Source organism: Pandoraea sp. CB10b_02 (assembly GCF_002216225.1).
In the GTDB taxonomy this organism is placed as follows: Bacteria; Pseudomonadota; Gammaproteobacteria; order Burkholderiales; family Burkholderiaceae; genus Pandoraea; species Pandoraea nosoerga.
In genome coordinates, this window is record NZ_NJGW02000033.1 from 18633 (window position 1) to 28965 (window position 10333).

At 66.9% G+C, this 10333-nt stretch carries 10 protein-coding genes; 9 read left to right on the forward strand and 1 reads right to left on the reverse strand.

Translation table 11 applies throughout. The annotated features are described in order from the left end of the window. The first annotated feature begins 75 nt into the window (after positions 1-75). A complete protein-coding gene (locus tag CDN36_RS21475) occupies positions 76-759 on the forward strand; it encodes a helix-turn-helix domain-containing protein (protein WP_287497847.1) in 684 nt (227 codons plus the stop codon). Positions 760-867: 108 nt separating this feature from the next. Here CDN36_RS21475 and CDN36_RS21480 read toward each other — a convergent pair whose 3' ends face one another. Next, positions 868-1347, reverse strand: coding sequence for a hypothetical protein (locus CDN36_RS21480; protein ID WP_287497848.1), 480 nt, complete (start codon positions 1345-1347; stop codon positions 868-870). 258 nt (positions 1348-1605) lie between these two features. Here CDN36_RS21480 and CDN36_RS21485 point away from each other — a divergent pair, with 258 nt between their 5' ends. The 8 genes from CDN36_RS21485 to CDN36_RS21520 all read left to right on the forward strand — a co-directional run. Next, entirely contained in the window at positions 1606-3342 is a 1737-nt protein-coding gene (locus CDN36_RS21485; protein WP_287497849.1) for a ShlB/FhaC/HecB family hemolysin secretion/activation protein, read from the forward strand. A gap of 98 nt (positions 3343-3440) precedes the next feature. Beyond that, the gene (locus CDN36_RS21490; protein WP_287497850.1) at positions 3441-5213 is read left to right on the forward strand and encodes a DUF2341 domain-containing protein; all 1773 of its coding nucleotides are present in this window, start codon (positions 3441-3443) and stop codon (positions 5211-5213) included. A 12-nt stretch (positions 5214-5225) separates the two neighbouring features. Then, entirely contained in the window at positions 5226-5636 is a 411-nt protein-coding gene (locus CDN36_RS21495) for an ExbD/TolR family protein (protein ID WP_287497851.1), read from the forward strand. Between the two features lie 10 nt (positions 5637-5646). Continuing rightward, a complete protein-coding gene (locus CDN36_RS21500; protein ID WP_287497852.1) occupies positions 5647-6372 on the forward strand; it encodes an energy transducer TonB family protein in 726 nt (241 codons plus the stop codon). 74 nt (positions 6373-6446) lie between these two features. Continuing rightward, a complete protein-coding gene (locus tag CDN36_RS21505) occupies positions 6447-8234 on the forward strand; it encodes a putative porin (protein ID WP_287497853.1) in 1788 nt (595 codons plus the stop codon). 9 nt (positions 8235-8243) lie between these two features. Continuing rightward, positions 8244-9071 carry a hypothetical protein gene (locus tag CDN36_RS21510; RefSeq protein WP_287497854.1) on the forward strand — a complete coding sequence of 276 codons (828 nt, stop codon included), beginning with the start codon at positions 8244-8246 and terminating at the stop codon, positions 9069-9071. 42 nt (positions 9072-9113) lie between these two features. Further along, positions 9114-9719 (forward strand): type III secretion system chaperone family protein, encoded by a 606-nt coding sequence (locus tag CDN36_RS21515; RefSeq protein WP_287497855.1) that lies wholly within the window; start codon positions 9114-9116, stop codon positions 9717-9719. 248 nt (positions 9720-9967) lie between these two features. Then, positions 9968-10333, forward strand: a 366-nt coding sequence (locus CDN36_RS21520) for a hypothetical protein (protein WP_287497856.1), incomplete at its 3' end; no start/stop codon positions are given.

Consider the following 10333-nt stretch of genomic DNA (forward strand, 5'->3'; position numbering starts at 1 on the left):
CCGTTCAAAATAGGTGTTTACGTGGACGAACGAGCGTCCGCGGCGGGGACAACCTACGTTTATCGAGAGACAACCTTGTCGACCCAGAAGCCACGGCAGCCGGCGCGCAAGCGCGTGACCGGCGAGACACGACGCAAACATGAGAGCTCGCGCGAGGCGACGCGCGCCGGTGAAGCGCGAAACGACCATCCGGGGGAGCTGGTTCGGGTGTTGCGGCAGCGCCGCGGCATGACGCTCGATGCGCTCGCACTCGACGCGGGGCTGAGCAAAGGACATTTGTCGCGCTTCGAACGGGCAGAGAAGACGGTGTCGCTTGCGGCATTGCTGCGCATTGCGCAGGCGTTGGGTACTTCGGCCGCATCCTTGCTCGGCGAGCAGGTGGACAGGGGCGTAGTGCACGTGGTGCGCGCCGCACAGCGCCACTACCGCAAGCAGGGCGGCGCCGATTACCTTTATGCGGCGTTGAGCCGCGCTAGCGGCGGCGAGGGAGATGGCGGAGGAGGTGGCGGTGGCGGTGAAGGGCCGACCGCGCTCGTGCTGCGGCTGCCTGCCGATGCCCATGTGAGCGAGGCCGCTTTCCACAAAGGCGACGAGATCTTCTTCGTCCTTCGCGGCGCCATCGAGATCGCGCTGGCCGACCAGTCGATCGTTCTGCGCGAGGGCGACTTCGCGGAATTCCCCGGTCTCGTGAAACACCGTATCCGGAGCGTTGGGACCGACGCGGAAGTGCTGATCGTCGTGACGGGCAACGGGCGCTAGATGCGGGACGGGATAATGGCGCGGAATCTCCGCGCAAGACGTCGGCACAGGATGCCGGCCCCGGGCCCGGCCCCGGTCCCGGTCGCGGCGGCATCGGCCGCCCGGCGTTCAGCGCCCGGGAATGAGCAGCGCCGGCGGCGGCGTGGCGGGACGCTGCGGCGTGGCCGAGTGACCGAAGCTGTTGCCCATGCGCTGGGATGTCGCGCTCCAGTTGAACTGGCCGCCGACCTGGTTGCCGGGCCGGTTCGCAATGTCCTCGGATTCCAGCCCCGGCGCGCGGCCGGCGGCGGCCGGGCTCGACGACGGCTGTAACTGATTCGTCAGACAATCGTAGGACGGCGAGCGCTGGCCGTTCACTTCGACTTCGACGCATCCCGCCCGGACCCCGCCTTCCGGTGAGCCGACGGTTTGCGGCGCGTCGGCCATGGCCGCGGCGGCATTGGCGTTCGTGGTGGCACTGGCGGCATCGGCAGCATTGGCGCCTGCACCGAGCATCACTGCCATGGCGGCGGCAAGCGCGGCGCGCCACTCCGGCCCACATCCCCGAATTCCCCGCGTGCTGTGCGTCTGCATGGCAACTCTCTCCATCGAAAGTATCCGGCCGTCCATCAGGACTCCCACGTAACGAGCATACGTCAGCCTGCGCGCTTTTCGAGAAAGATGAATTTCTCGTGACAAACGCCAGTGCAGGCCGCGCTCTCACGTCTAGGTATCCGTATCCAAGAGAAATGTCGGCACGGATTGCGTGCGGCGCAGCGGGCCGCCCGTCCACGGGCGCTCCGCCGGCGACCGGGGGCACTGCATTGGGGCAGGGCCGCGTCGACCTAACGAGTCAGAGTCTTCTATATGCGTTTGATGAAAACGAGCCGGCCGTGGCTGCGCTGGGCGGCGGTGTGCGCCGTCACGTTGGGGGGAGCCGTTCACGGCGTGGCGACGGCCCAGGAAACCGGCCCGGACGCACCGGCGAAGCCCGCGGCGGCGGCCCTGCCGGCTGACGGCGTCGCGGGCAAGGGGGACAAGGCCGATAAGGCGGAAGAGGCCAATAAGGCAGAAGAGGCAAATAAGGCGGGCAAGGCGGCAGAGGTGGTCGGCAAACGAGTCAACATCAACGAGTACGTCGTGCGCGGCAACACCGTGCTCGACGTTCGGACCATCGAAAAGGCCGTCACGCCGTATCTCGGCCCGGAGCGCACGCTCGCCGACATCGAGGCGGCGCGCGACGCCCTGCTCGCCGCCTATCAGGCCAAGGGCTACCAGTCGGTCTACGTGGATCTGCCAGAGCAGCAAGTCACCGGCGGCGTCGTCTATCTGAAGGTGAGCGAGACCAGGCTGGGCCGCCTGCGCGTGGTCGGCTCGGAATACCACTCGCCGCGCGAGGTGCGCGAGCGCGTGCCGTCGCTGGCCGAAGGCAAGGTGCCGGATTTCAGCGCCGCGCAGGCCGAACTCACCGCACTGAACCGCACCGGCGACCAGCAGGTGGTGCCGCTCGTGAAGCAGGGCGCGGTGCCGGGCACGATGGACGTCGACCTCAAGGTCGAGGACACGAACCCGTGGCGGGCGAGCCTGAGCGTGAACAACGATCGCAGCGCGGACACGAAGCCGCTGCGCATGCTCGCGTCGCTCGGCTACGACAACCTGTGGCAGCTCGGTCACCGCGTGTCGATGAGCTTCTTTGGCGCGCCGCAGGACTTCAGGCAGAGCAAGGTGTGGTCGGGTTCATATGTGGCGCCGCTCGGTTCGTCGCCGTGGACGCTGGAGCTCAACGGCTATACGTCCGACAGCAACGTCGCGACGACCGGCGGCACCGCGGTGCTCGGCAAGGGCCACGCGATCGGCGTCAAGACGACCTATACCGTGCCGGACACGGGAAGCTGGTATCACGCCTTCAGCCTCGGCGTGGACTTCAAGGACAACACGGAGACCACGCGTTTCGGCACCGCCGGCGACGTGGTGCCGCTCAAGTACGCACCCATCACGGTGGGCTACTCGGGCTTCTATCAGAGCGATCAGTGGCAGCTCGGGCTCAATACGTCGATCGTGACGGGCACTTCGAGCCTGTTCGGCTACGGCAGCAGTCCCGCGCAGTTCGACGCGAAGCGCTACAAGGCGTCGCCCAGCTTCACGCTGCTGCGCGCCGACGCCAATGGCGCCTACACCTTCGGCGGCGGCTGGCAGCTCGCCGCGCGCATTGCCACGCAGATGACCGACTCGCCGCTTGTCTCGAACGAGCAGCTCGCCGGCGGCGGCATGAATTCGGTGCGCGGCTATCTCTCGGCCGAAGCCACCGGCGACTACGGCGTGGTCGGCTCGGTGGAGTGGCGCACGCCGCCGATTCCGCTGCTCGGCCCGCTCGTCTCGAACTGGCGCGCCTATGCGTTCTTCGACGGCGCACGGCTGGGGCTGCGCGATCCACTACCCGAGCAGACCTCCCGGTTCTCGCTCGCGTCGGTGGGCGTGGGCACGTCGCTGCGCCTGACCTCGCACGTGACGGGACGATTCGATGCGGCCTATCCGCTCACGAACGGTCCGCGCACGCAGCGCTACAAGCCGCGGCTGAACTTCAGCGTGACGGCGACCTATTGAGCGACGAAACCGCCAGCCAGGACAACACGACACATTCACGACCTGATGCCCGGTGCGCCATGCAAAGCGTCGGGCGGCATACACGGAGAACCAAAGCCATGCGACGCATTCTTCCATTCCTGCTTGCGCTCATCGGCACATTGCTGCCGGTGCTCGCGCACGCCTGGTGGCAACCGGACTGGGCGTACCGCAAGCCCATCACCATCGACGCGGGCCCGCAAGGCGGCAACATCACCGGCGACGCCGGCCGCGTGCCGATGCTGCTGCGTCTGCATACCGGCAACTTCAGCTTCGAAGGCGTGAACGAGACCGGCGCCGATCTGCGCTTTGTCGCGGCCGACGACAAGACCGTCCTGAATCACCAGATCGAGCAGTTCGATCCGGTGCTCGGCATCGCGCTCGTGTGGGTGGACGTGCCGGCCATCACGGCGACCGGCAAGCAGCAGATCTGGATGTACTACGGCAACCGCAAGGCGCCGGCGGCCGGCAGCGGCCAGCGCGTGTTCGATCCTGACTACACCGCCGTCTATCACTTCGGCGAGCCGAACGTGCCCGCACGCGACACGACGGCCTACGGCAACAACAGCCAGAACGCCGTGGTGTCGCTCGACGGCGCGATCATCGGCCGTGGCGCGCAAGCGGGCGCTTCGCCGATCGTGCTGCCCGCCTCGCCGTCGCTGGCTGTCGCCGCCGGCGGCAGCTTCACGTTCTCGGCCTGGGTGCGCCCGGAGAAGCTCGGCGCGAACGAAGCGATCTACGTGCGTCGCGACGGCGGCAGCGAACTGGTCATCGGCGTCGATCAGGGCGTGCCGTTCGTGCAGGTCGGCACGCAGCGCACCGCGCCAGGGCAGCCGATTCAGGCCGGCCAGTGGTCGCACGTGGCCGTGACCTCCGACGGCAAGTCGGTCACGCTGTATGTGGGCGGCCACGCCACCGGCACGCTCGCCGTTGCGCTGCCCGCCCTGAATTCGCCGGCGACTGTCGGCGGTGACGCCGAGGGCGCGACGGGCGGCTTCGCGCGCCTGTCCGGCGCCGTGGACGAGGTGCGCCTGTCGAAGGTGGCGCGCGGCGCCGCGCTGCTCCAGACCGACGCAGTCTCGCAAGGCGCCGAGTCGCGTTTGATTGCGTTCGGTGCGGACGAGCAGCAAGCCGGCAAGAGTCACTTCGCGTTCATTCTCGCGGCCATGCCGGTCGACGCCTGGGTGGTGGTCTGCGTGCTCGGTCTGATGGCGCTGGTGTCGTGGGCGATCATGATCACGAAGAGCCGCAGCTACAGCGCCAAGGCTCAGGCCAACGCGGTGTTCATGGCGTATTTTCGCGAGGCCTCGGGCGCACCGCTCGACCAGATCGCGCGTGCGAACCGCGTGCCGGACAGCGTGCGCAACCAGTCGCCGCTGTGGCGCCTGTATGAAGTTGCGCTCGACGAACTGCATCGCCGCCATGAACTCGGCTACGACACGAGCGCTGTCTCCGACGCGACCATCAGCGCCATTCGCGCGTCGATGGACGGTGCGATGGTGCGCGAAGTCGAAAGCATGAGCCGCCGCATGAACTGGCTTTCGACATCGATCGAAGGCGCACCGTATGTTGGTCTGTTCGGCACCGTGATCGGGATCATGCTGGTGTTCGTGGTGGCCGCCATGGCCGGCGCGGTGGACATCAACTCGGTCGCGCCGGGCATGGCCGCCGCCCTGCTGTGTACGGCCGCCGGTCTCGGCGTGGCGATTCCGGCCCTGTTCGGCTACAACTGGCTGGTCTCGCGCTCGGACGCCATCGCGGCCGACATGGCGGTGTTCGTCGACGAGTTCACGACGCGCCTCGCGGAAGAGCAGGGCGAAGGCCGCCGCCAGCCTGTGCTGCAGCGCGCGTGACGGGGACGAGCCATGGCAAACGCAACCCGATTCGCGGCGAAAAAGCGCGCGGGCGGCATCAACATCACGCCGTTCGTCGACGTGCTGCTGGTGGTGCTGGTGATCTTCATCCTCACGAGCAACGCCAGCATTCCCGGCATCAAGGTCGATCTGCCGAAGGCCAGCTCCTCGGTGGCGCTGGAAAAGCCGAAGACCAAGGCGATCACCGTCGATAACGCCGGTCAGGTGTTTCTCGACGCCTATCCGGTGAGCCTCACCGAGCTCGAGGATCGCCTGCGCACGGAAAAGGCGATCACGCCCGACTTTCCGGTGATCGTGCGCGGCGACGCGCAGGTGCAGTACGCCAAGGTCGTGGAAGTGCTCGACCTGTTGCGCCGCATCGATCTGAACCAGGTCGGCCTCGTGACCGGCAAGCCGCAGTGAGGAGCGCAGCGTGAGACCTCGCGATTATGCGTCCCGCCCGGCAGCCCGGCCCGCCAGCGCCGCGCTCGGGTTGCTGCGCCGCCGCAGCGGGCTCGTCGTCGGCGGCCTGGTGGTGCTCGTGGTGCTCGGGCTGATCGCGCTCTTCTGGCATCTGCTCACGGACAAGGCCAGCGTGCGCCGCGAGGTGAGCGCCCCGCCGATGCTCATGCTGCCGCCGCCTCCACCGCCACCGCCGCCGCAGGAAAAGCCGCCGGAGCCGCAGCCCGAGAAGGTGAAGCCGGAAGTCGTCGAGCCGAAGCCGGCCGATCCGGTCGAGCCGCCCAAGGACGATACGCCGCCCAGCCCGACGAAGGATCTCGGCGACGCCGTGACGATCAACGGCGACGCGCAAGCGGGCACCGATGCGTTCGGTATCGGCGCCGGCAGCGGCGGCGGCATGACCGGCGGTGGCGGCGGGCTCGGCAGCCGCTCGTACAGCGCCTGGCTGGCGAGTTCGTTGCAGCAGGCGTTCGGGCGCGATCCGCGCACCCGCACGCTGGCCTTCGACGACGTGCGCGTCGACCTCTGGCTCGACGCCGATGGGCGCGCCACGCGCGCGCAGCTCATTCGGGGCACGGGCAATCCGGGCATTGACGAAGCGGTGCTTGCAATGCTGCGCGACTTCCACGCGGACGAGAAGCCGCCGGCGTCGCTGCGTTATCCGCTGTCAATGAGCATCCGGGGGCGCAGGCCATGACGCGCGGCAAGACACACGGCAAGACACTTACGGCGCACGCCGGACTTCCTATTTACGCAAGAGTCACACACAAGATGAAAGCACTGGAACGTATGACCGGCGCGCCCGTTGCGCGGCGCACCCCTCGCGTTGCCGGCCCGGCGGGCGCGGTCGCGCTGGCGCTCGCACTCATGTGCGCCGCGGGCGTGGCCCATGCGCAGGCGCCGCGCGCGCCGCAAGAGACCGCGATGGTCAAGCTCATTCGCGGCCTGATCAAGAGCGGCGCGATCGACAAGGCCACCGGCGAGGCGCTGCTCGCGCAGGCCGAGACGGAAGCCTATGCGGCCTCGCAGGCCGCGCAGAAGCAGGCGTCCGCGCCGGCGGCCGCGGGCGTCGCGGCCGGCGCGGCCGCCGAGCCGGGCGACGTGCGCGTTCCGTACATCTCGCAGACCACGCGCGATCAGATCCGCGACGAGGTCAAGAGCGAGGTGATGGCACAGGCCAGGTCGGAAGGGTGGGCCGCGCCGAACGAAATGCCTGAGTGGACCAAGCGCATTCACATCGAGGGCGACTTCCGTCTGCGCAACGAGTCGCGCTTCTACTCGAGCAGCAACGCGAACACGCAGATCGACTGGGCGCAAATCAATCGCGGCAACGGCTTCGACGTCAACACCAATACGAATGTGGCGCTGCCGCCGTTGCTCAATACCACCCAGAACCGCACCAACCAGTTCCGTGCGCGGGCCCGCTTCGGCATCTTTGCGGACGTGTCCGAGCAGGTCAAAGCCGGCGTGCGTCTGGCAAGCAGCAACGACGACAGCCCGGTTTCGACCAACACCACGCTTGGCGGCGGCCTGAACAAGAAGGGCGTCTGGCTCGATCAGATGTGGATGTCGTATCAGCCGTTCAGCTGGGTGAAGTTCACTGGCGGTCGTTTTACGCCGCCATATGTCACGAGCGACATGCTGTTCTCGAACGATCTGAACATCGACGGGATTGCGGCGCAGTTCAACAAGACGCTGCCGCAGGCGCAGAACGTCGAACTGTTCGGCTCGCTCGGGTTCATCCCGCTCGAATACTCGGGGGACAACTCGCCGTCGAACAGCCAGGACAAGATGTCGAGCCAGACCAAGTGGCTGCTCGGCGCCCAGTTCGGCGCAAACTGGAAGCTCGACTCGAAGAACGCATTCCGCGGCACCGTCGGCTACTTCGATTTCCGCAACATTACCGGGCAGCTTTCGTCGCCGTGCGCGCTTTACGCGGGGCAGACGAGCTGCGACAGCGACTGGTCGCGTCCGGCGTTCATGCAAAAGGGCAATACGCTCATGCTGCTGCGCAACATCGCGCTCAATCCGATCGATCCGGCCAATACGCCGCAGCCCCAGTATGTCGGTTACGCGTCGAAGTTCCAGCTGCTCGATCTGTCGGCGCGCTGGGACACCATGCTCGCCGGCCGCTATCCGCTGCGTCTGGACGTCAACTACATCCGCAACCTCGCCTACAACGAGGGGGAGATGTGGGCGAGGGCGAACGGCGGCATCGTCAACAATTTCGGCGCGGGCGCTGCCACGCGGGAGAACTTCAAGAGCGGGCCCAACGCTTACATGTTCCAGGCGACCTTCGGCAAGCCGGTGATGGCCGCGCGCGGCGACTGGAACCTCCTGTTCGGCTACAAGCGCATCGAGCCCGACGCCGTGCCCGACGCGTACAACGATTCGACGTTCCACGGCGGCGGCACGAACGCGAAGGGCTATTACTTCGGCGGCTCCTATGCCTTCGACAAGAACGCCTGGATCACGGGCCGCTGGTTGTCGACGAAGGAAGTCTATGGCGCGCCGCAGTCGATCGACACGCTGCAGATCGAAGTCAACGCGCGATTCTGAGGAGGTGTCATGAGTCAACAGACCGCGCGCATATTGCGGGTATGGCAGGTATGGCAGGTATGGCAGGTGTTGCCGGATGTTTCGCTGAATGTCTCACTGAATGTCCCGCGACTGAGGCAAGGGCTGGCCGCCGCGATGTTCGTCGTCTGCGCGGCCGCCTCGGCGCAGTCGCCGCAAGGGGCCCCGAGCATGGAGGAGCGGCTGCGCACGCAACTGCGTCAGACGACGGAGCAGCTGCAGCAGGCGAGGAACGAACTGGCCGCGCTCAAGGCGGGCGGTGCGTCTGCCGCAGCGCCCGGCAAGGAGTCGCCCGACGCGCTGCGCAAGCAGCTCGAGCAAGCCAGGCAGCAGCTCGCGGCGCAGCGGCAGTCGGGCGAGCGTCTGGCGCAGGACGCTCGTGCGTCGCAATCCGAGGTCAAGGCCGTGGCCGACAAGGCGAACGCGCAGATCGCGCAATACCGCAACGCCTACGACGAGTTGCTCAAGCTCGCGCGCCAGGCAGATGCGCAGCGCAAGCATCTGGCCGACGAGACTGCGGCCCAGCGTGTAGCGCTCGCGATGTGCAAGGACAAGAACGAGCGGCTGTACGCCGTCGGTCAGGAAATCCTGACGGCGTACGAGACGATGGACGTGGCGACGGTCGTGGCTGCGCGTCAGCCGTTCGCGTCGCAGGCCCGCGTGAAGTACGAGCAGATCGCGCAGCAGTACGGCGACAAGCTCTATGAGGGCAAGTTCGATGAGCAGCAGGCCGCGGCGGCCATCGCCAACAGGTCCGCTGCGGCGTTGGTCCCTGATGCGGCACCCACGGCGGCACCCACGCCGGGTGCTGCCCGATAAGCCCGCGGCAATTCAGAAACCGTAAGTTCGAGGATGACTGGCATGAGCCAAGAGAACACGACGCAACACGACAATCAGGACGCCGCGCACGCCGGCGCCACTGCGGCGGGAACGACCGTGCAGGCCGAAGTCGTGATGTTTGTCACGTCGGCGCAGGTCGCCGACGCCATTCGTGCCGCTGGCTGCGCGGTGTCCGTGCAGCAGGACGATCTCGTCACGCGCTTGCACAGCGCGAGCCACGGTATTGGCTATCAGGTGCACTGGGGGAATCAGACTGGCGTGGATCAATATCTGGATTTCACGCTGAGCTGCCCCTTGCGCGTACAGGGCGGCGAATTGCCTGATGGGCTGCTCAACGAGTGGCATCGCTCGCGCCGCTTTGCTCGCGTCGCGGCGCACGGCGAGTTCCTGGTGCTGGAGATGGACGTTTTCGTGGCAGGCGGCGTGTCGCAGGAGTTCCTGCGCTTCTCGTTGCGGCTGTGGGTCGAGATGATGGGGCAGTTCTTCCTTCATCTGCGCAACTTCACGCAGCGAGCTGCCGCTAAGGGCGACGCGGCCGCTTCGGGCACTGGAAACGATGCGTCCGCCGCTGCCGCCGGCTCGGGCGCCTTCGCCGACGAGTTGTCTGCTTCGAAGGCGCTCAACTGAAGCGTCGACGGCGTGACATTCGCGCGCGACGCGCCGACGTTCTCGCGAGTACAGGTATGCGCGGCGCCTGGCCTGGTGCACACCGTCATGTTTCTTCGGACCTCACCATAGCTCAGCATCGCGCAGGGCGAAGGCCGGTTTGCCGGTAGCGCGGCGGCCCAGACCAGTGGGCTGCCGGCGCTTTTTGTCAGCGCGATCCCGCGGTATGCGAACTTCGCCGTAAGCGCCGGCAGCGGTGTCGAGGGCGGGTGGTCACCGTCCCGGCGTTGCGCGACGCTTTCGCCGCCGCGATCCGTCTCTCTGTCTTCCCATTAGCGACATTCGAGAATCAGGAAGATGAAGAGACGCGCGCATTTTCCGTCACCTTCAAAATAGTTTCACAAACTCCTTGCATGTCGCGGCGATCCTGTCTAATATCTCGTCTCTCGCAACGACGGCGACGCAGCGCAAGCAGCGAAGCGACGGGGCGGGAGGGGGCCGAGAGGCCCGGTGGTTGGCGGTTTTTGAGCGGGCGAGTCGCTACGGCGGCGAGCGGGAAGTGCGAAAAAACTGTTGACGACGACGAGAAGCTGCGACATAATCTCACTTCTCTGCTGCTGATGCAGCGACGCGAA

Excerpts from the sequence above, each read along its gene's own strand:
- CDN36_RS21480 (WP_287497848.1), bottom strand. The coding sequence starts at position 1,347 with ATGGAGAGAGTTGCCATGCAGACGCACAGCACGCGGGGAATTCGGGGA.
- CDN36_RS21485 (WP_287497849.1), top strand. The coding sequence starts at position 1,606 with ATGCGTTTGATGAAAACGAGCCGGCCGTGGCTGCGCTGGGCGGCGGTG.
- CDN36_RS21490 (WP_287497850.1), top strand. The coding sequence starts at position 3,441 with ATGCGACGCATTCTTCCATTCCTGCTTGCGCTCATCGGCACATTGCTG.
- CDN36_RS21495 (WP_287497851.1), top strand. The coding sequence starts at position 5,226 with ATGGCAAACGCAACCCGATTCGCGGCGAAAAAGCGCGCGGGCGGCATC.
- CDN36_RS21505 (WP_287497853.1), top strand. The coding sequence starts at position 6,447 with ATGAAAGCACTGGAACGTATGACCGGCGCGCCCGTTGCGCGGCGCACC.
- CDN36_RS21510 (WP_287497854.1), top strand. The coding sequence starts at position 8,244 with ATGAGTCAACAGACCGCGCGCATATTGCGGGTATGGCAGGTATGGCAG.
- CDN36_RS21515 (WP_287497855.1), top strand. The coding sequence starts at position 9,114 with ATGAGCCAAGAGAACACGACGCAACACGACAATCAGGACGCCGCGCAC.